Raw genomic sequence first — 26348 nt, forward strand, 5'->3', positions numbered from 1 at the left:
GGCGCAGGCGAGGGAGAGGAGAAGGGGACCGTCCGTGCCGGACGGCCCCCCTCGACCTCACTACGAAGCGTCAGCGACCGCCCACGCTCACGCTGGCGAACTCCTCGGCCGTCAACGGGCTCGGGATCACGCCCTCGACGTCCGCTCCGACCACGAGGGCTGGCGGCGAGTGGCTGATTGGCAGGCCGGGGAGGTATTCCTCCATGATCTGCCGGTTGATGTCCTCGAACGCTGCAGCCCGCTCGTCCTCGTCGACGACGGCGTCGGCAGCCTGGAGGTCGTCTGCGAGCGCCTCACCCCAGGGCATGACCTCGGTCCCGAAGTCGTTCTCCTTGAGGTTGCCGAAGAACGTGCCGACGAAGTTGAACGCGGCGTCGTAGTCACCGGTCCAACCAAGCAGGTAGGCGTCGTACTTGCCGGCGGTCACGTTGTCGAGATAGCCGCCGTTCCACGAAGCCGTCTTCACGTCGACCTTGATGCCGACATCCTCGAGGTTGGTCCGCATGGCCTCGTAGAGCTTCTGCGGGTCGGGCATGTAGGGACGGCTGACCTCGGTCGGGTAGGCGAACGTCAGGGTCATGCCCTCGGCGCCGGCCTCCGCCAGGAGCTGTCTGGCCTTCTCGGGGTCGTAGGCGTAGGGCTGCAGCTCGCTGTTGTAGCCGCCGACGGTCGACGGCATGAACTGCGTAGCGACCTGGGCTCCCTCAGGCAGCTGGGTGGAGACCAGCTGGTCGCGGTCCAGCGCGTGGTAGAGCGCCTGGCGGACCTTGAGGTCCTTCAGCTGCGGGTTGGTCTCGGGGTTGAGTCCGAGGTAGAAGATGTTGAAGGGGTCACGGACCTCGACCTGGTTGCCGCCATCCTCCAGGCCGGCCCAGTCCGCGGGGTTGGGCAGGTCGTAGCCGTCGATGCTGCCCGCCTCGAGCTCCTGACGGCGAGTGCTCTCGTCCGGGATGACTCGGAAGACCAGGCTGCTGGACGCGGGCGCCTCGCCCCAGAAGTCGTCGTTGGCCTCCAGCTCGATCGCGCCGGTGGCCTGGTCGTACTCGACGAACTTGAAGGGGCCGGTGCCGACCGGGTTCTGCGCGTAGTCAGGGAAGCTGAAGCCCTCGCCCTGCGCCTCGATGCCGTTGGCGTCGCCGTCCGTCATCGCCTTCGGCGACTGCATGGCCAGCGAGGAGAGGCTGAGCATGGTCGGGAATCCGGAGGTGGCACGGGTGATGTTGACCGTTGCCACGAACTCGTCGGTAGCTTCGCAGCTCTCGTAGAGCGAGCTCTCGGGATCGTTGGCGAAGCCGCCCATGACGTAGCCCCAGTACTCGGCCGCCACCTGGCCGGCCTCGTTCTGGTCGAACATGCGCTCAAAGTTGGCGCACACCGCTTCGGCGTTGAACGGCTCCCCGTCGTGGAAGGTGACGTCGTCGCGCAACGTGAACGCCCACTCGGTGCCCTCCTCGTTGGAGGTCCACTCCGTGGCCAGCTCCGGGACGACCTCAGCGCTACCGGCCTCGATCCCGAGCAGCCCGTCGAACATCTGGCGGGTCACGCGGAACGTCTCGCCGTCCGTGGCGTAGAGGGGGTCGAACATCTCCGGCGCACCAGCCGCGCCGAAGGTGAACGTGGACTCGTCACCCTCACGGCCGCCGCCTTCGCCACCCTCACCGCGCTCCGATTCGGCGCAGGACGCGACGGTCAGGGCAAGCACGCCTGCCACGGCCGCCGATGCAACTTTCCGGATGGCTCTCATGGATGCAACCTCACTTCTGGTCCGAGACCCATCGGAGGACGGGCCGATCGAGAGGATGTGACTCAGATCACGCCACGTCGGCACTCTAGTCACACCGGCACCGCGCGCCGCAAGATGCGTTGCGTGACTGTGACCATCCACCCGCAGGGGTGTTGGTCAGCAGGGCCCGGCGTGGCAAGTTCGAATGGCGCGCCCCGGTCGGGGCGCACCGACGAAGGGAACCTGATGGGACTCGACGACAAGATCAAGAATGCCTCCGAGGACATGACCGGCAAGGTCAAGGAGGGCACCGGCAAGGCCACCGACGACGAGAGTCTCGAGGCCGAGGGCAAGGGCGACCAGGCCAAGGCCGACATCAAGCAGGCCGGCGAGAAGGTCAAGGACGCCTTCAAGCACTGACCTCCTCGATCCTCAGCGATCGCGAACCCCACCCGAGGCACCGACTCGAGCAGTCGGTGCCTCGTTGGCGTCCTGGCGCCCTGTCGCCCGGACGGGTGGGTCCCGTGAAGGTGTCCGTGCCAGGTGGCAGGCTGCCGCCATGACAGTCCACGTCCACGTCGCAGAGCGCACCGACGCGCTCGCCGACGGGCTCGCGGAGCTGTTGTCGACGCCACTGGCCGATCCGTTCGCCCGTGAGGTGGTCGTCGTCCCGGCGCGCGGGGTGGAGCGCTGGCTGACACAGCGGCTCTCCCACCGCCTCGGAGTGGGTGCGCGGAGCGGGGACGGCGTGTGTGCAGGGGTCGACTTCGTGACCCCGTCCTCCCTCGTCTCGATGCTGCTCGACAAGGGCGCCGACGACCCCTGGGACCCCGAACGTCTCGCCTGGCCCGTGCTCCAGGTGATCGACTCCGTCATGGGCGAGCCGGCCTTCGCCGACCTCACGGCGCACCTCGGCGGCGGGGACGGCGACGACGACCGCTCGACCCGGCGCTACGCCGTCGCCAGGCGTCTGGCCGGCCTGTTCGGTTCGTACGCCACCCAGCGGCCGACGCTGATCACCGACTGGCGGTCGGGGCGCGTCAGCGACGGTCTCGGAGGCGAGCTCGAACCAGATCTGCGCTGGCAGGCAGAGCTCTGGCGGCGCCTCCTCGAGCTCATGGGCACAGACCCGCCCGACGTGCGCCACGCTGCCACGCTGGGGCGCCTGCGCGCCGGTGGGGCGGACCTCGACCTGCCGCCGCGGCTCTCGTTGTTCGGCCACACGCGACTGCCGGAGACCGAGATCTCCCTGCTCGACGCTCTCGGCGAACTGCGCGAGGTCCACCTGTGGCTGCCCCAGGCCTCGCCGGCACTGTGGACGGCGCTGGAGCCCACCGCAGCCGTTGGGCCGGTGCCTCGGTCGGCCGATGGGTCCGCCGTGCTGGTCGGCCATCCCCTCCTCAGCTCGCTGGGCCGCGATTCCCGCGAGCTCCGGCGCATGCTCGGTGACATCGACAGCGAGCACGCAGGGCTGGCGCCCGCTCGCGCCGACACACTGCTCGGATGGCTCCAGTCCGACCTCCAGGCCAATGCAGCGCCCGACCGGGCCATCACCCGACACCGCACCGGGCGCGACGCCTCGGTGCAGGTCCATGCCTGTCACGGTTCTGCTCGTCAGGTCGACGTGCTGCGGGAGGTGCTGGTCGGTCTTCTGCAGGACGACCCGACCCTGGAGCCGCGCGACATCTTGGTGATGTGCCCGGACATCGAGACCTACGCCCCCCTCATCTCCGCGGGTTTCGGGCTGGCGGACATCGCCGGCGACGGGGTGGGTCACCCAGCGCACCGGCTCCGCGTGCGGTTGGCCGACCGCTCGCTCGGAGCCACCAATCCGCTGCTCGCCGTGGCGGCGCAGCTCGTCGAGCTGGTGCGAGGTCGCCTCAGCGCCACGCAGGTGCTCGACCTCGCCGGCTCGGCACCTGTGCGCGGGCGTTTCGGCTTCGGCGACGACGAGCTCGAGCGGATCGCCCAGTGGGTCGGTGAGTCCGGGATCCGTTGGGGATACGACGCAGACCACCGCGCTTCCTTCGGCCTCGGCACCGTGGGCGCCAACACGTGGTCGGCCGGGGTGCGTCGCGTGCTGCTGGGGGCTGCGATGTCGGGCCTGGAGCACCGTCACGTGGACGGCGCGCTCCCCGTCGACGACGTCAGTGACAGCGACCTCGAGACGGTCGGGCGCTTCGCCGAGTTCGTCGACCGCCTCCACACCTTCCTGGTCGGCGCGGAGGCCGCGCGCACCGTCCTGGACTGGACGCGCGTGCTGGGCCAAGGAGTCCACCAGCTGACGGCGACGCCGTCGGCAGACGTCTGGCAGGTGGCCCAGTTCGACCGCGAGCTCGCCCGGATCGCGGCAGGCGCGGTCGACCAGGACACCGTGTTGCGACAGTCCGATGTCCGGGCCCTTCTCCAACAGCGACTGCGCGGCCGGCCGACCCGCTCCAACTTCCGCACCGGCACCTTGACGGTCTGCACCATGGTGCCGATGCGGTCAGTGCCGCACCGCGTGGTCTGCCTGGTCGGACTCGACGACGGGGTCTTCCCCCGCCACTCGTCGGTCGACGGTGACGACGTGCTCGCCCGCCGCCCACGCACGGGCGATCGAGACCCTCGCTCGGAAGACCGCCAGCTGCTGCTCGACGCCATCGCGGCGACGACCGAGACGCTCGTCATCACCTACACCGGACGCGGCGAGCACAACGGGGCGGAGCGGCCACCCGCCGTACCCCTCGGAGAGCTCCTCGACGCCCTCGACCGCACCGCCTCGGCTCCGGTGCGCGAGCACGTGCTGACCCAGCACCCACTGCAGCCGTTCGACGAGGCCAACCTGGTCCCCGGTCGTCTCCGCGGCGCCCAGCCCTTCACCTTCGACCGCTCCGCCCTGGCCGGGGCCACCGCAGCCCGAGGAGAGCGGACGGTCGTCAGGGAGCTGGTCCCTGCAGCACTCACCCCGGTCGCCGCGCCGACGACGGACGTCTCTCTGGCCGACCTCCAGGACTTCTTCCGCCACCCTGTCCAAGGGTTCCTCCGCCGGCGACTCAGGATCACCAAGCCTGTCGACGCCGACGAGATCAAGGACGACATCCCGATCACCCTCGACGCTCTCGAGCAGTGGGCGATCGGAGACCACCTCGCCACCTCGGTGCTCGGCGGGGCCGACGGTCCCGCGGTCATCGAGGCACTCCGGGTCAGCGGGCAGCTGCCCCCCGGCGCCCTCGGCGACGGCGTGCTGGAGGCCATCAAGACGAAGGCGAGGCCGCTCGTGCTCGCGGCGCGGAGCCTCCAGACAGGTCCCGTGCGCACCCTCGACGTCGACATCGACCTCGGGGACCGCCGGGTCAGCGGCACCATCGGCGACATCTTCGGCAACAACCTCGTGGGTGTGTCCTTCTCCAACCTCGGCGCCAAGCACCGACTCGCGGCCTGGATCAACGCGCTCGCCCTGGCGGCCGGGCGGCCCGACGAGAACTGGACCGCACACACGATCGGCAAGCACCGCACCGGTGGACAGGTCGCCATGATCAAGCCGCTGGCCCAGCACGAGGCCCGTGCCTGGCTGCGCGACCTGGTCGCCATCCACGAAGCCGGGCTCCGCGAGCCGCTGCCGCTTCCGATCAGGGCGTCGCTCGCCTGGGCCGAGGAGTTCCGGCGTGCACAGTCGGGCAGCGACGGCGACCCTGACGCGAAGGCGCGAGCCGAGTGGGTCACCCCTCGGTTCAACGACTCAGGCTTCCCCAAGGAGGATGCCGACGTCTGGCACGTCCGTGCCTTCGGCGAGCACGCGGCATACGAGCTGCTGGCGTCGCCGCTGCGTCCGGGCGAGGACGGCACCGCGCCCCACCGTCTCGGCCACTACTCGGCCCGACTCTGGGGTCCGCTGATCGGCTCGGCCGGCAGCCCGGGCACCGAACAGATCCGGGGGCTGTGATGGAGACCTTCGACATCGCCCGCGACCTCGAGCCCGGCGTCACCCTGCTCGAGGCCAGCGCAGGCACAGGCAAGACGTGGACGATCGCTGCCCTGGTGACCAAGCACGTGGCCGCCGGCCAGGTCGCCCTGGAAGAGATGCTGGTCGTGACCTTCACCCGAGCGGCGAGCCAGGAGCTGCGCGAGCGCGTGCGCAGCCAGCTCGACGAGGCCGTCCAGGTGCTGGCCGACCCGGCCGTCGGCGACCCGGACAACCGGCTCCACGACTGGCTGCTCGCCGGCGATCAGCCCACGATCGAGGCGCGGTTGGAGCGCGTCACCGCAGCGCTGGTCTCCTTCGATGCCGCGACGATCGCGACCATCCACCAGTTCTGCCAGCTGGTGCTCCGCAGCCTGGGCGTGGCCGGTGACACCGACTCGGGCGCCACGCTGGTGGAGGATCTCGAGCAGCTCACGACCGAGGTCGTCGACGACCTCTACCTCGCCCGGTTCGGCCACGAGCAGACGCCGCCCTGGACCCGCAACCAGGCACTTGCGCTGGCGCACACCGTGGTGGGCGACCCGCGCGCGGTCATCGAGCCGCTGGCGGTGCTGGCCGAGGACCCCGACTCCGCCGCGGCCATGCGCGTCCGATTCGCCATCTCCGTCCTGGAGGAGGTCGAGCGGCGCAAGCGGCGACTCGGCGTGCTGAGCTACGACGACCTGCTGAGCCAGCTTGCCGACGCGCTCCAACACCCCTCCGCCGCGGCTCGCGCGCGCATGCAGCGTCGCTGGAAGTTCGTCCTCATCGACGAGTTCCAGGACACCGATCCGGTCCAGTGGCAGGTCTTCCAGCGGGCCTTCGCCGAGTCAGCCACGATGGTGCTGATCGGTGATCCCAAGCAGGCCATCTATGCCTTTCGCGGCGGCGACATCGTCACCTATCTGGAGGCGGCCAGGATCGCGGGGACGACCCAGACGCTGGGCGTCAACTGGCGTGCGGACCGGCCCCTGCTCGAGTCGGTCCAGGCACTGCTGGAGGGGGCGACCCTGGGAGACCCGCGCATCGTCGTCCACCCCGTCGTCGCGCACGAGCAGCACTCACGACTGGTCGGGGCCGGGGAGCCCTTCCGGCTGCGCGTCGTCCGTCGCGCCGAGCTGGGGAAGGGTCCCCGGTCGAGGCCGCCGGTCGCGCTGTGGCGCGAGCATGCCGTCACCGACACCGCCCACGAGATCAAGCGGCTCGTCCAGAGCGGTGCCACGTTCGAGGGCCGGGCGCTGGTGCCGGGCGACATCGCCGTCCTGGCCGCGAAGCGCAGTGACCTCGAGGCCGCCCACGCGGCGCTGGCGTCCGTGGGCGTCCCGTCGGTGGTCAATGCCGGCGGCTCTGTCTTCCACACTCCCGCTGCCGGCGAGTGGCTGGTCCTGCTCGAAGCGCTCGAGCAGCCCCATCGATCAGACCGCGTGCGAGCCGCAGCCCTGACGTCGTTCTTCGGCTGTTCAGCCGCGGAGCTGGACGCCGGCGGCGACGACCTGACCGACCGGCTGGCCGACCGCGTGCGGACCCTGACCGACGTCTTCACGACCCGCGGTGTCGCCGCTGTCCTCGAGGTGACCGTCGTGGCGGGGTTGACCGCACGCGTGCTGGGCAGGGTCGGCGGTGAACGCACCCTGACCGACCTGCGCCACATCGGTGAGGCCCTCCATCGAGTCAGCGTCGAGGACCGCCTCGGCATCGTCGGGGTCCTCGGCTGGCTGCGTGAGCAGGTGGACGACGAGAAGCTCGAGGTCGCCTCCGAGCGCACCCGCCGGCTCGACTCCGACGCCGCCGCCGTGCAGCTGGTGACGATCCACGGCAGCAAGGGCCTGCAATACCCCGTCGTCTTCCTGCCGACCCTCTGGGACAAATACGTCGGCAAGGACCCGGACATCCCGCTGTTCCACGACGACGCCGGTCGTCGGTGCCGCGACGTCGGCGGTCCCAGCGCGTTCCACCGAGACGCGGTGTCTCGCCACCGCCGCGAGGACGCCGGCGAGTCGCTCCGTCTGCTCTACGTCGCGCTGACCCGCGCCCAGTCACAGGTCGTCGTCTGGTACGCCGCCGCAGACCTCAACACCCCGGCCTCCCCGTTGCACCGCATGCTCTTCGGCCGTCGGCCCGGCGCCGCCGTCGTGCCCGACGAGCAGGCGGTCGTCAGCGAGGACCGGTTGCCCGAAATCCTCGGCGCTTGGCGGGACGCCGGTGGACCGGTCAGCGAGCTCGCGGAGCTGGTCGCGCCCGATCCGTCTCCCCTGCCGGTCTCCACCGACGTCCTCGCGGCGCGCACCTTCAGCCGCGAGGTGGACACCACCTGGCGGCGTACGTCCTATTCGTCGCTGTCCGCGGCATCGACCGCAGGGCACGCCCACCCCGAGGCCAGCATCGTGGATTCCCTCTCCGAACCCGAGGAGCGGCCCGAGGAGGGTGACGCCCTCGTGCTGGTGGGCAGCGGTGAGATCGACGAAGAGCTGGCGACGGCTTCAGTTCCCTCGCCGATGGCCGAACTCCCGGTCGGTGCGACCTTCGGCTCGCTCGTCCACGCGGTGCTCGAGCACGCTGACCCGGCCTCTCCGGACTTCCGTGCGGAGCTGCTCACCCACATCCGCGAGCAACAGGTCTGGTGGCCCGTCGAGCTCGACGCCGATGTCCTGGCCGACGCCCTGGTCGCGGTGTGCTCGAGCCCGCTCGGACCACTCGCCGGGGAGCGCACGCTGCTCGACCTGCGACTCGCCGACCGGCTCCGCGAGCTGGACTTCGAGCTCCCGCTCGCCGGCGGTGACGACGCGACATACCCAGCAAGCCCCGTGACACTCGGCGACCTCGCGCCGCTGCTCCGACGCCACCTGCCCGGCGGCGACCCGGTCCTCTCCTACGCGTCCACCCTGGAGCACGACCCCGATCTGGCCGGGCAGCCGCTGCTGGGATATCTCACCGGCTCGATCGACGTGGTGCTGCGCGTCGACGTCGAGGGGTCGCCACGCTTCCTGACCGTCGACTACAAGACCAACTGGCTCGGGCCGCTCGATGCGCCATTGACGGCCCACGACTACCGACCGGCGATGCTCGACGAGGCGATGGCCCACTCCGACTATCCGCTCCAAGCGCTCCTCTACACCGTGGTGCTGCACCGGTTCCTCCGCTGGCGGCTTCCCGACTACGACCCGGCGAGCCACCTGGGCGGCGTGCTCTACCTCTACCTTCGGGGCATGTGCGGACCGGACACCCCCCGTGTTGCGGGCGCACCGTGCGGCGTCTTCGCGTGGCGGCCGCCGGTGGCACTCGTCGAGGCGCTCTCGGCGCTGCTCGACGGCGCAGTCGGGCGATCGGGGGCGGTGCGATGAGTGAGCTCTTCGAGCCGGTCGACGAGCACGACCGCGACCTTGCCGTGACCGCGCCACCGACGCTGGCAGCGTTCAACGCCGCTGGCGTCATCACGGCCGCCGACATCCACATCGCCACCGCCCTCGGCCGGCTCGGAAACGAGCCGGATCCGGACGTGCTGCTCGCCATCGCCCTCACGTCACGAGCTGTGCGCCACGGGTCGGTGTGTCTCGAGCTCGCAGAGGTCGGCAGTCTGCTCACGGACATCGATCTCCCGTGGCCTGCACCCGCCGGGTGGGAGGCGGCGATAGCGCGCAGCCAGCTGCTGGCGCTGGGCGTGCTGCACTGGGAGCACGGCCTGCTCTACCTCGACCGCTACCACGAGCAGGAGACGCAGGTCCTCGAGGACCTGACGACCCGCGCCGCTTCGACGCCTCCCTACGACCCGTCACTGCTGGCTGACTCGCTGGCGCGGGTGTTCGCCGACGCCGGCTTCGACGAGCAGCGCGCCGCCTGCACCCACGCGGCCGGTCGGTGGACGACCGTGATCACGGGCGGTCCCGGCACCGGCAAGACGACGGCCGTGGCCGGGCTGCTGGTGGCACTGCACGAGCAGGCAGAGGCCCAGGGGCACCACCTCCGCATCGCGATGGCAGCTCCCACCGGCAAGGCAGCGGCCCGGCTCGAGCAAGCCGTCCGCGACTCGGCCAAGGACTTCAGCGAGCGCGACCGCGACCGGTTGGCGGGTTCGAGCGCGATGACGTTGCACCGGCTGCTCCGGACCCGTCCGGGCAACCGGACCCGGTTTCGCCACCACCGCGGCAACAGGCTGCCGCACGACGTGGTGGTCGTCGACGAGACCTCGATGGTCTCCCTGACCATGATGGCGCGCCTGTTGGAGGCGGTTCGACCGGACTCCCGGTTGGTGTTCGTCGGCGACCCCGACCAGCTGTCCTCGGTGGATGCCGGCGCAGTGCTGGCCGACATCGTGCACGGCTTCGAGGGTCGGGCCGACAGTCCGGTCGTGGCGCTGAAGACCGCCCACCGCTACGGCGCCGAGATCGGTGAGCTCGCGGAGGCGCTGCGGGTCGGCGACGCGGACGCCGTTGTCGCCGTGCTGAGCGCCGGCCACAGCGAGGTGGAGTGGGTGCGGGATCAGGACCCTGCCTCCGCCATACGTGCGACCGCGCTGCCCTCGGCCCTGGCCGTGCGCGACGCAGCGGCCACGGGCAACGCCGCCAAGGCCCTGGCCGCGCTCGACCGGCACCGGCTGCTGTGTGCCCACCGCGACGGCCCCTTCGGTGTCCGGCACTGGAACCGGCGCGTGGAGCAGTGGCTGACCCAGGAGACGGGCGATCCCCTCTACGACTCCGCCTACCTCGGGCGTCCGGTCCTGGTCACCGCCAACGACTACGCCCTCGGCGTCTACAACGGCGACACGGGTGTGGTCGTCGACACCCCTGCCGGGCGGAGGGTCGTGATCGCGACCAGCGAGGGTCCGCTGAGCCTGGCGCCATCTCGCCTCGGTGACGTCGAGACCATGCACGCAATGACGATCCACAAGAGTCAAGGCAGCCAGGCCGACGTGGTGACCGTGCTGCTGCCTGACGAGACGTCCCGTCTCCTCACCCGCGAGCTGTTCTACACCGCGGTGACACGTGCCCGCACCAAGGTGCGCATCGTCGGGCCCGAAGCAGCGGTGCGGGCGGCCATCGGCCGGCAAGCCCTGCGAGCCAGCGGGCTGCGGGCGCGGTTGGCCGACGGCTGAGCCTGCCTCTGTCCATCAGCGGCATCGGCAACCTCGGCGCAACATCGCCCGGCTAGCCTCACGACATGTCCTTCCTGCTACGCGTCTCGCTGCCCGACGTCCCCGGTTCGCTGGGACGCGTCGCCGGGGCCATTGGCCGGGCGGGCGGCGACATCGCGGCCATCGAGGTCGTCGAGAAGCTTCCGAACGGTGCCGCAGTCGATGACGTCCTGCTCGAGATGGGTCCGGGCGTGATGCCCGACTCGATCGTCTCGGCGTGCAACGCCATCGAGGGCGTCGAGGTGTTGTGGATCAGCAGGTATGCCGCTGCGGGCAACCTGTTCCTGGACCTCGAGGTGGTCGAGGAGCTGACCCTCCACCCCGGCGAGGCGCTCGAACGCGTCGTGGACCTGCTGCCGGTGACCTTCCGCGTCGACTGGGCGGCGCGGGTGCGTCGCGACGGTCACGTGGTCCGAGCCACCGAGCCTGCGCCTGCCGTGGTGACGTGGGTCGACCTGGACCGTCCGTCACGCCTCCCTGACGACGACGAGACTGTGCTCTGCGGAGCCCCGTTGGACGGCGACGTCATCGTGCTGGGTCGCCAGGGCGGCCCGGAGTTCCTGGACTCAGAGCTGGCCCGCGTCGGGCACCTGCTTGGGCTGGCGTGGACGATCAATCGGGCGGAGACCGCCCGGGACCAGTGACTTCCGCCTCGAACCTTGGGCGTTCTTGCCACCTGATCGGTCCCGGTCGCTAGCCTCCGGGGGTGACGGAGATCGGTCTCTACATGGTCGTCAAGGACGAGGCGCACATCATTGAGCGTTGCCTGCGCAGTGCGCTTCCATTCATCGACTGGTGGGTGATCGTCGACACCGGGTCGACCGACGGTACCCAGGACGTGGTGCGCCGGATCCTGGGCGGGGTGCCGGGCGAGCTGCACGAACGCCCTTGGGTCGACTTCGGTCACAACCGGCAGGAGTCTCTCGAGCTGGCGGCCGCATTCTCAGCTCGGAGTCCTGACAGCTACGGCGTGTGGATCGACGCCGACGACCAGTTCACCTCGGTCCCTGCGGAGCGCCATGACCTCGCGCTTGACGGCTACTACGTCACCAACCACTTCGGCGCCACGAGCTACTCCGTCCTGCGGCTGACCCGGCTGGACCGACCGTGGCGTTGGACGGGGGTCGTCCACGAGCACCTCGCGCTAGCGGGTGCCGAGGTCGGCGCCCTGTCAGCGCCCCGCGTGCACGAGGAACGAGCGGGCGCTCGCTCGCGCGATCCGGACAAGTACAGGAAGGACGCCGAGCTCCTCGCCGGTGCGCTCGTCAAGACGCCCGACGAGCCGCGGACGCAGTTCTACCTCGCGCAGTCCTGGCGCGACGCGGGCGAGCATGAGCGTGCACTGGCGGCCTACCGGACGCGCAGCGACAACGAGGCCGGCTGGGACCAGGAGCGGTGGTACGCACGGTTCCAGGCAGCGGTCGTATCGGAGCGACTGGGCCGACCGGATGCGGACGTCGTGGCGGCCTACCTCGCCGCGTACGCCGACCTGCCCTCACGCGCCGAGCCGTTGGTCGAGCTCTCGCGTTTCCACCGGGAGCGTGACCAGCACGCCGTGGCCTGTCTGTTCGCGCGTCCGGCCACGCTGGCACCGCACCCCGGCACCTCAGCGCTCTTCGTCGACGAGTCGGCGTACTCCTGGCGGGCCTGGGACGAGCTGGCGATCAGCTGCTACTGGACCGGGGCGTACGCCGAAGCGCTGGACGCCGCTGAGCGCGCACTGGCCGTACACCCGCACGACGAGCGGCTGCTCGCCAACGTCGAGTTCTGCCGCCAGCGGCTCTGACTCAGGGGGTCACGTCGGCGCAGAGCAGCCGCAGCGTCACCGTGCCGCTGCCGCCGTTGCTCTTGTAGACGTCGAGCACCCACCCGTCAGGCCCGACAGGTGCCGTCTGGAAAACGTCCCTCGGCTCGCTGTTCCTGATGACCAGGTCAAGGGTGCCTGTGTAACCAGCCCCGATGGCCACCTCGCCAGTTGCGCAGGATCCGACGACCGAGGTGAACGCGAAGCCGGACACGGGCTCGCTGGTGTTGCGGACCGTGATCGCGCCGAAACTGGCTGGTCCGGCGGCACCCGTGGCCCCGGTGGCGCCGGTGGCGCCGGCGGCACCCGTGGCCCCGGTGGCACCCGTGGCCCCGGTGGCCCCGGTGGCGCCGGTGGCGCCGGTGGCGCCGATGGCGCCAGTGGCGCCGGTCGGGCCAACAGGACCTTCCGTGCCCGGCGTTCCTCTCGGGCCCGTGGCGCCGGTGGCTCCCGTCGGTCCGGGAGGGCCCGTGGGACCGGTGGGTCCTGCCATGCCGATGTCGCCCGTGACTCCTGTTGCACCGGTCGGTCCGGGAGCGCCCGTCGCACCCGTGGCGCCGGTGGCGCCCATCATGCCGATGGACCCGGTCGCGCCGGTCGCTCCCGTCGCACCGGTCGCACCCTGAGGACCAGCGGCACCGGTGGCACCGTCCTTGCCGGGCAGGCCTTCCCGGCGCCAGCGGATCTTGTTCGCATCCGGACCACACCAGTCACCCGGCTCGACCATGCGCAGGTCGCCCGAGGACTTCTGCACGCAGGCGATGAGGACCCGGTCGGTGCTCGCAGCTGCGGAGGCGCCCGCGGGGCTCAGCATGGTCCCGACGGCGAGCAGGCTCAGGGAGGACACAGCAACAGCGACGGCATGAGCGTTCTTCGTGGAGACCATCCGTGCAGCAAAGCACCCGTAGGTGCACAGCACTCCAACAAACGTGTCTGCAGTCAGCATCGACCCGACTGGTCTAGTCCTGGGCACGTCCGCTCAGTCGTAGCGGGGCGCCTCGACCCCGGCCATCGCCGGGTCCAGTCGTAGGCCCTCCGCCAGCAAGGCTTCGCCTTCGGTCGCCTCCCCGAGATGGATCAACGCGAAGCCCAGCCGCATGTGGGCGGCGGCCCGCTGGTCGTCGAGGTCGACGACGGTGCGATACAGATCCACTGCGGCCGGCAAGTCAGTGGTCTCCAGCAGGATTGCCTTGTTGAACAGCGACGGCACATGGTCGGGAGTGGTGGCCAGCGCTGCGTCGTACGACGCCATTGCTTCGGCGTCGCGACCTGTCTGCTGCTCGATGACGCCGAGGTTGTAGTGACCGAGCGTGTTGTCCGGATCGAGCGCGAGCACATTGGCGAAGGTGCCGCGAGCCGCTGCTCGGTCACCTGCCGTCATCTGGTCGAGGCCGGTCTGCACGAGGACGTCCACGGCGGCTGAGGTTTCTTCGTCAGCAGCAGCCGTGGACGACTCGGCCGATGGGCGCTCGGTCCTGTCGCTATCCTGGCCACTGCAGCCGGAGAAGGTCGCCAGCACCAAGAGCACGCCGACCGCAACTGCTGCGGCTCCGCGGTGAGTCAGGCGGAGGCGGCGGGGTTCAGACACCTCCGCAGTCTAGGGAGCCCCGTCACCCGGTGGGCAAGATCGTCCGATCAGGCGCGTTCGAGCAGGAACAGCGGGATCTCGCGCTCGGTCTTCTCCTGGTAGGAGGCGTAGGTCGGCCACGTCGCCACGGCGTGGTCCCACCAGTCGGCACGCTCGTCGCCCTTGAGCAGGCGGACCGAGTAGGTGTGCTTCTCCGCCTTGTCCTGCAACTCGACCTCGGGGTGGGCAAGGAAGTTGTTGGCCCACTCCGGGTTGTCGGGGGCGCCGCCCTTGGACGCCACCGCCAGATAGGCGCCGTCGCGCTCGACCCGCATCACCGGGTTCTTGCGCAGGTGGCCGGACTTCGCGCCGACCGAGGTGATCACGACGACCGGATAGCCGGTGTCGCGCAGGGTGCCACCCACCTCGCCGTTGCTGGCCTCGTACTCCTCGACGTTGTCGCGGACCCACTCGGTCGCGCTCGGGACATAGGTGCCTTGAAGTGCCATACCCCCACAACACCACTTCCGGGGCAGTGATTCCACCCCGACTACCCTCGCCTGCATGAGTGCGATCGAGGGCGTGTCCCAGACGTTCGACCCCAGCGCGTGGGACGACGTCCCCGGCTTCGAGGACCTGACCGACCTCACCTACCACCGCGCGAAGGCGCACGGCACCGTCCGCGTCGCCTTCGACCGGCCCGACGTGCTCAACGCCTTCCGACCGCACACGGTCGACGAGCTGCTGCGGGTGCTGGACCACGCGCGGTCGTCATCCGACGTCGGCTGCGTGCTCCTCACCGGCAACGGTCCGAGCGAGAAGAACGGCAAGTGGGCGTTCTGCACCGGCGGGGACCAGCGCATCCGCGGCAAGACGGGCTACCAGTACGAGACCGAGGGCCACACCGACGCCGCCGCGCCGCCCAACCCGATCGACCGCGCCAAGCTGTCGCGACTGCACATCCTGGAGTGCCAACGACTCATCCGCTTCATGCCGAAGGTCGTCATCTGCGTCGTGCCAGGCTGGGCGGCCGGCGGCGGCCACAGCCTCCACGTCGTCAGCGACCTGACCCTCGCCAGTCGCGAGCACGCCCGCTTCAAGCAGACCGACGCGGACGTCGGCTCCTTCGACGGTGGGTACGGGTCGGCATACCTCGCGCGACAGGTCGGGCAGAAGTTCGCCCGGGAGATCTTCTTCCTCGCCGAGGAGTACGACGCCGAGGAGATGCACCGCATGGGCGCGGTCAACAGGGTCGTGGACCATGCGGACCTCGAGGCCACCGCCCTGGAGTGGGGCGCGAAGATCAACGGCAAGTCGCCAACAGCCCAGCGGATGCTGAAGTACTCCTTCAACCTGCTCGACGACGGGCTCGTCGGCCAGCAGCTCTTCGCCGGCGAGGCGACGCGGTTGGCGTACATGTCCGACGAGGCGCAGGAAGGTCGCGACCAGTTCCTGGAGAAGCGCGAGCCGGACTGGTCGCCGTACCCCTGGTACTACTGAAATAGGGGCTGCGTGCGTGGCGGATAGCCTGTCGACATGGCCCTTGGACGCGGGAAGACCGAGCACGACGGTGCTCGCGACATGTCGCGCAAGCACGGCTTTTGGGGGCACGCTCACGAGGCGAAGAAGTGGGCCTCACGGGCCCGCCGTCGTGACGAGAAACGTGATGTCGACGAGCGAGTGGATTCACCATCAAGTGGGTCTGTCGATGTTCAGATCACGCGCATGCTGGTGCAGGGCGACGCCGACAGTCAGTTCTGCGTGCTGGTCGAACCGGAGGCGATGTCCTACGACTTCCCCCCGCAGGAGCGCGTTCTCCTGACGTTCCGGGGGCCGGTTGCAGCCCCGGACTTCGAGGTCGTTCATGGACCGGACTACCTCACGATCTGGCGACCCTCCGACACTGAAGTGTGGGCGACTCTTGAGGATGGCACTCACGAACAGATCGGCGGATGGGCCCACATCCCTGCGCCCTGGCTCGACAGCGCACATCCCGACATCGGACCGCCGCCTTGGGGAGTGGCCGTGATGGAGCCTCCCCGGTCCTCTTGAACGGAGTCGTTCGACAGTGCCGGAGGCCCGACCACGCAGTCAGCGACAGTCGGCGACGATCTGCTGGATCCGCGCCGTGACCGCTGGGTCCGACACCCCGAACGCCGGGTCGACGAGCTGCTCGACTGAGTACTCGGCGATGATCCGGTCTGCAGAGCAGCGCGCCAGAGGTTGCGCCGCCGAGCTGTTCAACAGCTGGAGAGCCAGGGAGTTGCGCACCGTGACGAGATCGAGCGCCTCCTGCGACGCGTCGTTGCCGGGCGCCGCCTCGGTGCCCGGGTCGCACGACTCGAACTCGAGACGCGAACCGTCGATGGTGACGGACGCGCCGGACCGCGGGGCGGCGGCCACCCAGCGCTGCAGCGCCTGATGCATCCGCTCGGCGCCTGCTGCGGAGTCGTTCCTCACCGCCATCCGCGCGCAGGTGACGTCATCGCGTTCATAGGCGACGTAGGCGTCTCCGTCCCAGCCTCGGACTGCGGCGAGCGCGTCGCGTAGGGGCATCCGCTCGGCGAGCAGGAAGTACCATCCCAGTGCTCCGAACTCACCTGAGTCGAACTCCTCCTCGCCGGCCATCGTCCCCGGGGCCTTCACCGGGGGGCGACCTGCTCCCTCTCCCGCGAGGAACAAGAACGGGTCGAGCAGCACGTCGTCGTGCGGCATCGCGCCGCGACGCAACAGCGAGTTGACGGCGCCGTTGCCACCGTCGGCGGCGACGATCTCGACCAGGCTCGAGCCGAGCGCGTACGGCGCCCCCATCAACGTCAGGATCACTTCTGGGACGTCCTGGCGCGCAGTCCGGTCGCCTGCTTCCTCGTACAGCTTGCGCTGCGCGCGGACCAGTGCGGCACGCTCCTTGGCGTTGAGCGATGCGGCGTAGGCCGCCTCGATCCGTACGGCGTCTCCCTCCACGACGGCCCGAAGCACGGAGGAGGCTCCGTCCGCCTCGGTGTCGTCCTCGTCGGCTCCTTCCAGCGCCTCGAACTGGTCTCCGATCCCGAAGTGCTGGTCCTGGAGAGCGTGGGTGAGCTCGTGCACGACGGTCGACTTGGTGGCGGCCGTGATGGTCTTCCCGCGGACGGTGATCCGGCGGTCCTCGAATGAGTAGTAGGCGAGTGTCGCGCCGCTGCTCGCGTCGTTGGAGGCCTCGAGGAGGTCGACGTCACCCGAGATGAGACCCAGGGCACGGAAGAACCCTTCGAACTTCTCGAGTTCCTCCCGGTCGTCACCGGAGAGCTCAGCGGCATCTGCACGTACGGACTTCCGGAACTCGCCAGCGGGTAGGAAGCGCACCTCCACGGGGTGCATGAAGTCGAAGCCGCGGCTCTTCTCCACCAGCTTGACGTAGGGCTTGACCCGCTTGTCCCATGCCTTCGGGTGCGACGACTCGGTTGGCGTCTGCCCGCCGAAGACGGCCCAGCCAAGGAATCCGATCGTGGCCAGCAAGGCAAGCACGAGCGGCACTGCCACCCACTTCGTGACAGGCGCGTCCGTTCCCCCGTATTGCGTCATGGTCGGGAGGATACGGCCATTCCGGCCGTGCCCCATTCCGCATCGCTAGCGTGATCGCGTGATGGGGCCACGAACCCCACAAGCCCGCACACCTGGTGAGGCGAAAATTGTCCGCAGCCCAGGTCAACCGAACGAGGAACGTACGGCTCTGAGTGGTGAGACACGATCGTTGACGGGAGGAATGCTGGGTGACCGCCCGGGACGAGGAGTTCACGCGCTACGTGGAGACACGGAGTGCTGCGCTGCTGCGCACTGCGGTCTTCCTCTGTTCCGGCGACTCTGCTGCAGCCGAGGACCTCGTCCAGGCGACGTTGGTCAAGGCCTACGTCCATTGGTCCCGGGTCCGCGACGAGCACAAGCGCGATGCGTACGTCCGCAAGATCATGGTGCGGGAGTCGTACCGCCGCGGGCCGGCCCGCGCCAAGGACGTCGCGCACGTCGCTGAGATCCGTGACCGCGCCTCACCCGCCGGCGACCACGACGACCACCTCTCCCTGTTTCCCCAGCTGGCCGCGCTTCCCCGGCAGCAACGCGCCGTCGTCGTCCTTCGCTACTACGAAGACCTCAGCGAACAACAGATCGCCGATGCGCTCGGCTGCTCCACAGGCTCGGTGAAACAACACGCCTCCCGCGGGCTGGCCACGTTGCGAGAGCGCCTCCACGACACCTACCGAGCCCCCGCCGAAGGAGCCGACGTTGAGCGTCGATGAAGACTTCGAAACAGTTCTCCGGCAGCAGTTCCGCCTCCACGAACCCCGCGTTTCCCCTGCCGCCGGCCTGACCCATCGCATCATGGCCGAAGGGCGGCGCGAGCGCAGGAAGCGGCGGGCACGGTACGCCGTCTCGGCCGGCGTCGGCGCTGTCGCACTCGGCGCGGCCGTCAGCATGAGCGGGCTGAGGCCGTCAGAGCCGGACACGGCCAAGGAGCCCGCTGTTCCCGCGACGAGCGGGACTGCACGTCCGGCGGAGAAGCAGGCACTGGCGGAGTGGGCAGCCGGCCTGCCTCGCGGAGCCGCTCCCGAGGTCGCCTACCTGGCCGGGACAACCGTCCACCTTCCCGGCGGAGCGGTGAGGGACCTGGACGTCGCAGACGCCGCGATCGTCGGCCAGACCGTGGCCGGATTGATCATCTTCGTCGAGGAGAACGACCCCCAAGGGGTCCTGGCCGGCACTCGCTTCGTCCTGGTCCAGGACGACGGCACCACCACCGACATGCAGGCCAGCACCGCGGTCGAGGGCGCGGCCTATGAGGCCGTGGTCTCTCCTGACGGCCGCTACTTCACCAACGGCGACCAGGTGATCGACAAGTCCACCGGCGCCACGGTCGGCGAGATGCCCGAGGCGGCCGAGGTGCTGGTCTCCTGGACGTCGGAGGGGATCATCTATTCGGCCCGCGGGCAGGAGTACTTCCTCTGGCGGCTCGGCGAGGCGCCCATTGCCCTTGACGGCTTTCCCGGTGTCTTCGACGTGGGCTCGGACGTCGGGCTGCGGGGGGCCCAGAACGGTTGTGCGGAGGCAGTCCGCATCGCCGGCTCCGGAGAGGTCACGACACTCAGCGCCGGCTGCGTCCCGGACCTGTTGAGCGTGTCCCCCGACGGCACCACCGGGGTCACCACCGACCTTCGGGTCATCGACCTCGCGACCGCTGATGCCTCGTCGCTGTCTGACACTCCGCTGCACAGCGTGCGCCGCGACTCCGAGATCCACTGGCTCGATGACGACGACCTCCTCCTGTCCGTGCCGGCCGGCAACGGATCGTCGCGACTCGTGCGCTGCAGCACCGCGGCGCTTCGCTGCGAGTCGGCGACCGGCCCCGTGCAGGTGGGCGTCAACGAGTCGGTGCGGTTGCCGTGAGGGCACGCCCCCGGTTGGGCAAGGTGTGCCTGGTCCTGTTGACCTGCTCGTTGTTCGGCCTCGTCTCCGGCTGCGAAAACTCCGCCGAACCGCGGGTCGGACCACCACCGGTCGCTGCGGCCCAGCCCGTCCTCCCGAAGCCCCAGCGTCTGTTGGGCTCCGGCCTCGGTGGGCTGACACGCCTTCGGACCCGTCTCCCGCGTTCTGTGCCCGACCGCGCTGACGCCTTCCCCTCGCTGCTGACGGACCCGCCGGGACGCGCGTTGCTGAGCTACCACCCGCCTGAAGGGTTCGGCGATCCAGACGGCTGGGCGAGCGAGACCGTGCTGTTCTTCGGCCACGACCGACGCTGGCGGAGCCTCCGGATGGACGAGCTCGGCCGGCCCCCGAGACGTGGGGCGACCATGACACATATGGCGCCGGGCACCTGTCTCCGGACGGCCGTTGGTGGGCCGGCGGGTCACGCGCAGGGGTGGTCCTGCTCGACCTCTCGACCGGACAGCACCGCGTGGTCGACGTCGGCACCGACTGGGTCTCGGAGATTCGTTGGCTGTCCGACAGTCAGGGCTACGTGGTCTCCAACGGCTCCTCGGGGCGCCGTGGGCGCACCCACCGCGTGACCGTGCCAGACCTGGAGATCACCGAGCTGCCGTACCGGTTGTCGCAGGTCGGCATCGCCCCGCACGACACAGCCTTCTCGCTGCGCCACATCCGGGTCGGCGAGGCGGAGCTGGTCGAGCACCGTGGAGGCGAGCTGGTCCCGCACGGTCGACTGGCTCTGCCAGGGCTCGGCCGGGATCTCCAACGCCTGTGGCAGGTGGCCCCCATCGAGGGTCGGTTCGCGATCCTTCACCAACCTCAGGCGAGGGACTTCCGTCGGGTCGAGCTCGTCGTGGTCGACGCCGCGAGCCTGGCGGTGGAGGCGAGGTTGGCGTTCGACAACCGGGACTACGTCGTGCGCACGTACGACTGGCTCGACCCTGAGACGATGCTCATCGGGACGCCTGACGGCATCGTGGCGTGGCGTCCGGGCAGCGCCGAGGTGCTCCGAGTCCTCGACGTTCCTCCCGCGGCGCCTCACCACTACTGGACCGTCGCCGCGGCGGGACTGGTCGGCGCCGGGGTCGCGATCACCAATGACTGAATCGACCCGCCGCCTGACGCGCGGCCGTCTCGGTCGTCAGGGCTGTGAGTCGTAGGCCACGCGTTCCCACGAGAAGACATCGTCCGCGCCCGGTCGGTTGACGGTCACCTGCAGGAAGTTGGTGTTGTTGGCCTCGCCGTCCACCGTGATGCGCGTGAGGTTGTCCGCGCTCCCTTGCACACCGTGGATCTCCAGCCAGCGCGAACCGGCCTCCAGCGGGCGGTCGACGTTGTAGACGTGGCTGTCCCCGTCGAAGAGGTAGACCTCGCCGTCGTACGTCGAGGCTTCGTCGACGAGGACCTGGACCAGGGGACGGAATGCGCTGATGTCCCAGGTCGGCTGGTAGGACGGGTCGAACATGTCGGCCTGCTGGAAGATCGCGACCGCGCGGGCGTTCGTGCGTCGCGCACGAGCGAAGGTCTCCTCGAGGAGGTCGACGGCGGCTGCCATCCTGCTGGCCTCTTCGTCGAGCTGCTCCACGGTGGGCGTCGTGAGTCCGAGGCCCGTCCAGGGCGCACGGTCGTTGTTGCTGCCGACCACGTGCAGGGTGGCCATCTCGATGCCGCGGGTGCGAAGGCTCTGGTTCTCGGGGAAGCCGGCGGCGGACTGGCTTGCCACCTTCATCGGGGCGCCGAGGGTGAGGCCGGGCGTCTCGTAGAACGCTGCGCGCAGCGCGTCGAGACGCTCCAGCGGGTGGTAGCGCCCCGCCGCCGGACGGTGACAGTCGGTCCACTCGTTGTCACCCGGCGTGTAGAGCAGCGGCATCTCGAACCGGTCGAACTGCTCGCGGATCATGGCGTTGTAGGCGTCGGTGCAGGCCGACGAACCGTTCTTGATGTCGCCGACGTGGAAGGCGAGGTCGAGGCCCGGCTGGTCGTTGATCCGGTCGACCCAGCGGGGGAAGGCCTCGATCTGGGCGGCGCCGTAGGGCACGTCGCCGATGACGGCGAAGGTGGTCGATGAGGGCTTGTCCTGCCCGTTCGCGGCGAGGGACGGGGACGCGGAGCCGAGAGCGAGTGCCGCCAGCAACGAGGCGCCAGCAGCGGCTGAGACGCGGAGAGATGTCATGACTCCTTCCTCCCGCACGGCGGTGACGCGCACGTCCGCTACGTGTGAACGACCGATGGCCATTCACAGTCGCTAGCGTGACCGCGTGATCTGGTCCCGAACGAGCGGCCGTGAAGACGGGCCGCTGCTGGTGCTCCTGCACGGGCTGGGAGCAACCGGCGAGGTGTACGCGGGCGGCGAGGCGCTGCTCCCGGACGCCCGGCCCGGCTGGCTGGTCCTCGACCTGCCCGGCCACGAGCGCTCGGGCTGGAAGGCGGCGTACACGTTCACCCGGCAGGCCGACGCCGTGCGCTCAATGCTTCCCGCCGCTCGCGACCTCGTCATCGTCGGGCACTCGATGGGCGGTGCCGTGGCACTCGAGCTGGCCACCGATCCTCGCGTGACCCGGCGGCGATCGTCGCTCTGGCACCGCGGTTCGCTCCTCGTCCCACGGCACGTATGCAGATGGACTCCAGTGACCACGCTGCCGACCATTGCTGTCCAAGTGTCGAACTTGCGGCGATAGGCTCGCGGCCATGGCGCCCTCTGAGTCGATTTTCGAGACTGCCAGGCTGCGTGCTCGGCCGATGATTGCGGGGGATCTTGGGGCGTTTGTGGCCTATCGGGCCGACCCGGAGGTCGCGCGCTTCCAGAGTTGGAGTGACTACTCCCTCGAGGATGGCCGCGCTCTTCTGGCCTCGCTGGAAGGATGCCGACTGGGTACGCCCGGGGAGTGGTACCAACTCGCGCTGGAGGAGCATGCGGGCGGCGATCTTGTGGGCGATCTCGCCGCGAAGGTCAGCGAGAGCGAGCCAGGGGTGATGGAGGTGGGCTTCACACTCGCCCCTGCTCATCAGGGCAGAGGTTTCGGCAGGGAAGCGTTGCGAGGGTTGCTCGATCTCGGCTTCGGCACCCTCGGGCTGCACCGGGTGTTCGCCGTGACCGACGCGTGCAATGTCCCTGCAGCTGCCTTGCTGGAGCAGGTGGGCATGCGGAGGGAGGCGCACTTTCTTGAGAACGTCTTCTTCAAAGGCGCGTGGGGAAGCGAGTTCCTTTTCGCCATCCTTGAGCACGAGTGGAGGACTCGACGCGAAGAAGGTGGTGACTCGGCCTGACAGCGGATGTCGGGAAGCTGCTCTTCGCCAACGGCCCGGAGGAACGCGCGGGTAGTCCACGGATCGCCGGACCCCGTCAGTGAACGAACCCCGTGACCGCCGTACGCGCCGTGCCCGACAGCCGGACCCTGCCGGCGTCCGTCGTCACGACCGTCAGCTCTCCGCCCCGCGGTGACGCCTGCTCAGCGGCGAGGGTCGCGCCGAGTGCGTCGCGCCAGTAGGGGCCGATCGTGCAGTGGGCCGATCCGGTGACGGGGTCCTCCGGGATCCCGTAGGCGGGTGCGAAGTAGCGCGACACCACGGCTGCGTCGCCACCGGCTGCCGTGACGATCAGACCGCCGGCGGGGAGCCGCGCGACGGCCTGCAGGTCGGGGGTGAGGGACCGCACGGCCTCCGCGGAGTCCAGGACCGCCATGACGTTGCGTTCTGCGGGATCGGGGTGGCTGGTGACGCCCGTCCACACCGGGACCGTGCCGTCGAGCGCTGCCAGGAGATCGGGAGAGGCCGGCTCCTCCACTGGCCGGGCGGCTGGGAAGTCCAGCACGACGCGACCTCCGTCGCGCTCGGCGGTGAGCCGGCCGCTGCGGGTCGTGAAGACGGCCACGGCGTCCTCGGGCAGGACACCGGCTTCCCAGAGCCAGTGGGCGCTTGCCAGCGTGGCATGCCCGCAGAGCGCCACCTCGGTCGTCGGCGTGAACCACCGCAACCGGAACGTGCTCTCGCCGTCCGCGACGAGGAACGCTGTCTCTGCCTGGTGCAGCTCGTTGGCAACTCCCTGCATCCACTCGTCCCCGGGGAAGGCGTCGAGCAGCATGACCCCTGCGGGGTTGCCTGAGAAGGCGCGCTGGGTCGTGAACGCATCCACGATCGCGAACGCAGTGTGGAAGGACATGAGGTCCCCTTCGGTCGTTGTGCAGCCGAGTCTCGGGCATAAACTCACCCGATGCGCATCGTGGTCCTCACCGGCGCCGGCGTCTCGGCCGAGAGCGGGGTGCCGACCTTCCGTGATGCCGACGGGTTGTGGGAGGGCCACGACCCGATGACCGTGGCCACGCCCGAGGCCTTCGACCACGACCCCACATTGGTGCAGCGGTTCTACGACGAACGCCGAACCGCCCTGACCCGCGTCCAGCCCAACGCCGCGCACCAGGCGTTGGCGCGCCTCGAGGCCGAGCTGGGAGACGACCTCTGTCTCGTCACGCAGAATGTCGACGACCTGCACGAGCGCGGCGGCTCGCAACGGGTGCACCACATGCACGGACGTCTGCGTGCCGCATGGTGTACGGCGTGCGACGCGCGCCACGACTGGGAGGCGACGCTGGTCGACCGGCCGCCGTGCCCGGCATGCGGATCGGCCCAGCTGCGCCCGGACGTCGTGTGGTTCGGCGAGGTGCCATACGACATGGAGGCGATCGAGGAGGCCCTGTGGGCGTGCGACCTCTTCGTGTCGATCGGCACCTCGGGCGTGGTCTATCCGGCTGCAGCATTCGTGCACTACGCCATCGGCAATGGGCGACAGACCTTGGAGCTCAACCTGGACGAGAGCGACACCAGCAGCGACTTCCACCAGTCCCGTCGTGGCCCCGCCACCGAGCTGGTCCCCGCGTGGGTCGACGAGGTGCTCAGGTAAGGACGACGGCCTCAGGTGCAACAGCCAGGGGCAGGCACACGCGGAAGGTCGACCCGGATCCCAGCTCGGACTCGACCTCGATCCGGCCGCCGTGTCGCTCCACTATCCGCCGGGTGATGGTCAGCCCAAGACCCGTGCCCGGCCGGACCAGGGCCTCCCGGTTGGTGCTGCGGAAGAACTCGGTGAACAGCTGCGTCAGGTCCTCGCTCGAGATGCCCAGGCCCGCGTCAGTGCACTCGACGACGACCTCCTCGTCGCGGCACCACAGCGCGAGCCGCACGCTGCCCCCGTCGTCGGAGTAGCTGATCGCGTTGGTCACGAGGTTGGTGATCACGCTGGTCAGGGAGGTCGTGTCACCCAGCACGATGAGCGGCTCCGGCGGGGCGTCGTACACGAGCTTGATGTCGCGCTGTCCGGCTGCCAGCGCTGACTGGTCGATCACCGACATCGCCAGGCGTCCGAGGTCGACGGGGACGGCCTCGAGCTCGTGGGCAGGATCGCCGACCTTGCTGAGCGTCGTCAGGTCGTCGACCAGGATCGCGAGCCGGTCGGCGCCTCGGGTGATGGCCTCCAGCGACACCAGCGCCGCCGGCGGGAGATCATGCTCCTCGTCCAGCATGGAGAGCATCTCGGCGTGGCCGGCCACCACCCCGATGGGGTTCTTGAGCTCGTGAGCCAGCGTGGCGATGAGCCCCGTGCGATAGTCGTCCACCCGGCGGAGCTCCTCGGCCGCCTGCCGCTCGCGCTCGGAGGCGCGGGCGTTGAGGATCGCGCGACCGAGGTCGTGGCCCACGTCGAGGGCCGCCGAGCTCTCGTCATCGCTCCAGGACGCGATCCCGAAGCCGCGCGCGATCGCGAGCATGCCCAGGGCCTCGTCACCGGCACCGATGGGCACGACGATCAGCTCCATCCAGTCGTGGCAGGTCATCAGGTCGGCGAGAGGCCCGCCCGAGGTCTCGGCGAGCTGGTCGTCGCCCCAGACTCCGGTGCCGTCCACCAGGAGCACGCGCTGCCGGTCCCAGCAACGACGGGCAGAGTCACGCACGGCCTGGAGGAGGGGCATGTCTTCCATCGTCACGGCTCCGGGAGGGTGCATCGCGAGGGCCTCACCGAAGACGTCCACGGCCAGCACCGTCGCCCGGAAGGACTTCTGCAGCTCCTCAGTGGCCAGACGGAGGAGATCGGGGAGCCCGTGGCGGCTGTCGGCTGAGCGTACGACCATCCGTGCGCCGGTCGCGAACCGGACGCCGGCGGCGAATTCCTCCCGCTCGATCGTGGTGATGATGGCCTGGAGCGTGACGTCGAGGTCTTCGCTCAGCTTCACCAGATCGTCATGTGAGGGTCGACGGAGAGAACATGGGACGTCGAAGTAGACGAACGCGCGCAGGCGGTTGGAGGCGTCGTAGAGCCGGGCCACGAGCATGTCCTGGGGGTGCCAGGCATCCGGATCGTCGGAGTACGGAAGGTCCGGAGTGACGACATAGGGTTCGATGCTTGCGTGCGCCTCGTCAGTGACCGCCTCGTGCGGGATGAAGGTGAAGAGGCCGATGACCTCCCCCAGATCGATGACCGGGAACATCGCGTCGAGCGGAGAGCTCTGGCCCTCGAGCTCGCGAGCCGCCGGGTCGTCGGTGGCGATGGCGACGAACTCCATCCGGTCGTCGCTGCGACGCACCTCGATCGCGCAGATGTCGAAGCCGGCACGGCGACGGAGGTCGTTGGCGATGCGCCACAGCTTGCTGCGCGCGGCAGGCTCGCCCCAGCCGCCCTGATGGACCAAGGCGTGCGTGCGGATCTGCTCGTCGCTGACCATGCGCGTGGATACCTCC

Annotated in this window: 22 protein-coding genes; 14 read left to right on the plus strand and 8 right to left on the minus strand. The window is 69.8% G+C overall.

What is annotated here, in order from left to right; genetic code table 11:
* Nucleotides 1-70: 70 nt before the first annotated feature.
* A complete protein-coding gene (locus VNJ48_RS16635; protein ID WP_325604098.1) occupies nucleotides 71-1744 on the minus strand; it encodes an ABC transporter substrate-binding protein in 1674 nt (557 codons plus the stop codon).
* Nucleotides 1745-1969: 225 nt separating this feature from the next.
* On the opposite strand from VNJ48_RS16635, the gene VNJ48_RS16640 reads away from it, so the two are divergent.
* From VNJ48_RS16640 to VNJ48_RS16665, 6 genes are all read left to right on the plus strand, one after another.
* Complete coding sequence (locus VNJ48_RS16640; RefSeq protein WP_325604100.1) at nucleotides 1970-2143, plus strand: CsbD family protein; 174 nt, start codon at nucleotides 1970-1972, stop codon at nucleotides 2141-2143.
* 139 nt (nucleotides 2144-2282) lie between these two features.
* Entirely contained in the window at nucleotides 2283-5648 is a 3366-nt protein-coding gene (gene recC / locus VNJ48_RS16645; RefSeq protein WP_325604102.1) for an exodeoxyribonuclease V subunit gamma, read from the plus strand.
* A complete protein-coding gene (locus VNJ48_RS16650) occupies nucleotides 5648-9007 on the plus strand; it encodes a UvrD-helicase domain-containing protein (RefSeq protein WP_325604104.1) in 3360 nt (1119 codons plus the stop codon). Before recC ends, VNJ48_RS16650 begins: the two co-directional genes overlap by 1 nt.
* A complete protein-coding gene (recD, locus tag VNJ48_RS16655) occupies nucleotides 9004-10755 on the plus strand; it encodes an exodeoxyribonuclease V subunit alpha (RefSeq protein ID WP_325604106.1) in 1752 nt (583 codons plus the stop codon). Before VNJ48_RS16650 ends, recD begins: the two co-directional genes overlap by 4 nt.
* A gap of 65 nt (nucleotides 10756-10820) precedes the next feature.
* Entirely contained in the window at nucleotides 10821-11438 is a 618-nt protein-coding gene (locus tag VNJ48_RS16660) for an ACT domain-containing protein (protein WP_325604108.1), read from the plus strand.
* A gap of 62 nt (nucleotides 11439-11500) precedes the next feature.
* Nucleotides 11501-12580, plus strand: a complete 1080-nt coding sequence (locus VNJ48_RS16665) for a hypothetical protein (RefSeq protein WP_325604110.1) — start codon at nucleotides 11501-11503, stop codon at nucleotides 12578-12580.
* A 1-nt stretch (nucleotide 12581) separates the two neighbouring features.
* Here VNJ48_RS16665 and VNJ48_RS16670 read toward each other — a convergent pair whose 3' ends face one another.
* The 3 genes from VNJ48_RS16670 to VNJ48_RS16680 all read right to left on the minus strand — a co-directional run bounded on the left by VNJ48_RS16670 (nucleotide 12582) and on the right by VNJ48_RS16680 (nucleotide 14674).
* Nucleotides 12582-13484 carry a hypothetical protein gene (locus tag VNJ48_RS16670; RefSeq protein WP_325604112.1) on the minus strand — a complete coding sequence of 301 codons (903 nt, stop codon included), beginning with the start codon at nucleotides 13482-13484 and terminating at the stop codon, nucleotides 12582-12584.
* A 93-nt stretch (nucleotides 13485-13577) separates the two neighbouring features.
* Nucleotides 13578-14186, minus strand: coding sequence for a tetratricopeptide repeat protein (locus tag VNJ48_RS16675; protein WP_325604114.1), 609 nt, complete (start codon nucleotides 14184-14186; stop codon nucleotides 13578-13580).
* Between the two features lie 47 nt (nucleotides 14187-14233).
* Nucleotides 14234-14674, minus strand: a complete 441-nt coding sequence (locus VNJ48_RS16680) for a nitroreductase family deazaflavin-dependent oxidoreductase (RefSeq protein ID WP_325604116.1) — start codon at nucleotides 14672-14674, stop codon at nucleotides 14234-14236.
* 55 nt (nucleotides 14675-14729) lie between these two features.
* Here VNJ48_RS16680 and VNJ48_RS16685 point away from each other — a divergent pair, with 55 nt between their 5' ends.
* Nucleotides 14730-15665: a 1,4-dihydroxy-2-naphthoyl-CoA synthase gene (locus VNJ48_RS16685; RefSeq protein WP_325604118.1), complete on the plus strand. Its 936-nt coding sequence runs from the start codon at nucleotides 14730-14732 to the stop codon at nucleotides 15663-15665.
* A gap of 36 nt (nucleotides 15666-15701) precedes the next feature.
* The gene (locus tag VNJ48_RS16690) at nucleotides 15702-16217 is read left to right on the plus strand and encodes a hypothetical protein (protein ID WP_325604120.1); all 516 of its coding nucleotides are present in this window, start codon (nucleotides 15702-15704) and stop codon (nucleotides 16215-16217) included.
* A gap of 39 nt (nucleotides 16218-16256) precedes the next feature.
* On the opposite strand, the gene VNJ48_RS16695 is transcribed toward VNJ48_RS16690, so the two are convergent.
* Nucleotides 16257-17729 carry a hypothetical protein gene (locus VNJ48_RS16695; RefSeq protein ID WP_325604122.1) on the minus strand — a complete coding sequence of 491 codons (1473 nt, stop codon included), beginning with the start codon at nucleotides 17727-17729 and terminating at the stop codon, nucleotides 16257-16259.
* A 188-nt stretch (nucleotides 17730-17917) separates the two neighbouring features.
* Here VNJ48_RS16695 and VNJ48_RS16700 point away from each other — a divergent pair, with 188 nt between their 5' ends.
* From VNJ48_RS16700 to VNJ48_RS16710, 3 genes are all read left to right on the plus strand, one after another.
* Nucleotides 17918-18439: a SigE family RNA polymerase sigma factor gene (locus VNJ48_RS16700; RefSeq protein WP_325604124.1), complete on the plus strand. Its 522-nt coding sequence runs from the start codon at nucleotides 17918-17920 to the stop codon at nucleotides 18437-18439.
* Nucleotides 18426-19583 (plus strand): hypothetical protein, encoded by a 1158-nt coding sequence (locus tag VNJ48_RS16705; RefSeq protein WP_325604126.1) that lies wholly within the window; start codon nucleotides 18426-18428, stop codon nucleotides 19581-19583. Before VNJ48_RS16700 ends, VNJ48_RS16705 begins: the two co-directional genes overlap by 14 nt.
* A gap of 472 nt (nucleotides 19584-20055) precedes the next feature.
* The gene (locus VNJ48_RS16710) at nucleotides 20056-20727 is read left to right on the plus strand and encodes a hypothetical protein (protein WP_325604128.1); all 672 of its coding nucleotides are present in this window, start codon (nucleotides 20056-20058) and stop codon (nucleotides 20725-20727) included.
* A 36-nt stretch (nucleotides 20728-20763) separates the two neighbouring features.
* On the opposite strand, the gene VNJ48_RS16715 is transcribed toward VNJ48_RS16710, so the two are convergent.
* Nucleotides 20764-21795: a metallophosphoesterase gene (locus tag VNJ48_RS16715; RefSeq protein ID WP_325604130.1), complete on the minus strand. Its 1032-nt coding sequence runs from the start codon at nucleotides 21793-21795 to the stop codon at nucleotides 20764-20766.
* 85 nt (nucleotides 21796-21880) lie between these two features.
* Between VNJ48_RS16715 and VNJ48_RS16720 the strand changes: the two genes are divergently transcribed.
* Together VNJ48_RS16720 and VNJ48_RS16725 are read left to right on the plus strand one after the other, a co-directional pair.
* Nucleotides 21881-22300 carry an alpha/beta fold hydrolase gene (locus VNJ48_RS16720; protein WP_325604132.1) on the plus strand — a complete coding sequence of 140 codons (420 nt, stop codon included), beginning with the start codon at nucleotides 21881-21883 and terminating at the stop codon, nucleotides 22298-22300.
* A 10-nt stretch (nucleotides 22301-22310) separates the two neighbouring features.
* Nucleotides 22311-22889, plus strand: a complete 579-nt coding sequence (locus VNJ48_RS16725) for a GNAT family protein (RefSeq protein WP_325604134.1) — start codon at nucleotides 22311-22313, stop codon at nucleotides 22887-22889.
* A gap of 76 nt (nucleotides 22890-22965) precedes the next feature.
* Here the strand turns inward: VNJ48_RS16725 and VNJ48_RS16730 are convergent, their stop codons facing one another.
* Nucleotides 22966-23781: a PhzF family phenazine biosynthesis protein gene (locus VNJ48_RS16730; RefSeq protein ID WP_325604137.1), complete on the minus strand. Its 816-nt coding sequence runs from the start codon at nucleotides 23779-23781 to the stop codon at nucleotides 22966-22968.
* Nucleotides 23782-23832: 51 nt separating this feature from the next.
* Here VNJ48_RS16730 and VNJ48_RS16735 point away from each other — a divergent pair, with 51 nt between their 5' ends.
* Entirely contained in the window at nucleotides 23833-24519 is a 687-nt protein-coding gene (locus VNJ48_RS16735; protein WP_325604139.1) for an NAD-dependent deacylase, read from the plus strand.
* On the opposite strand, the gene VNJ48_RS16740 is transcribed toward VNJ48_RS16735, so the two are convergent.
* The gene (locus VNJ48_RS16740) at nucleotides 24512-26332 is read right to left on the minus strand and encodes a GAF domain-containing sensor histidine kinase (protein ID WP_325604141.1); all 1821 of its coding nucleotides are present in this window, start codon (nucleotides 26330-26332) and stop codon (nucleotides 24512-24514) included. The two genes, VNJ48_RS16735 and VNJ48_RS16740, sit on opposite strands and share 8 nt — an antisense overlap.
* Nucleotides 26333-26348 lie beyond the last annotated feature (16 nt).

It is taken from the genome of Nocardioides sp. (assembly GCF_035576065.1).
Classification (GTDB): domain Bacteria; phylum Actinomycetota; class Actinomycetes; order Propionibacteriales; family Nocardioidaceae; genus Nocardioides.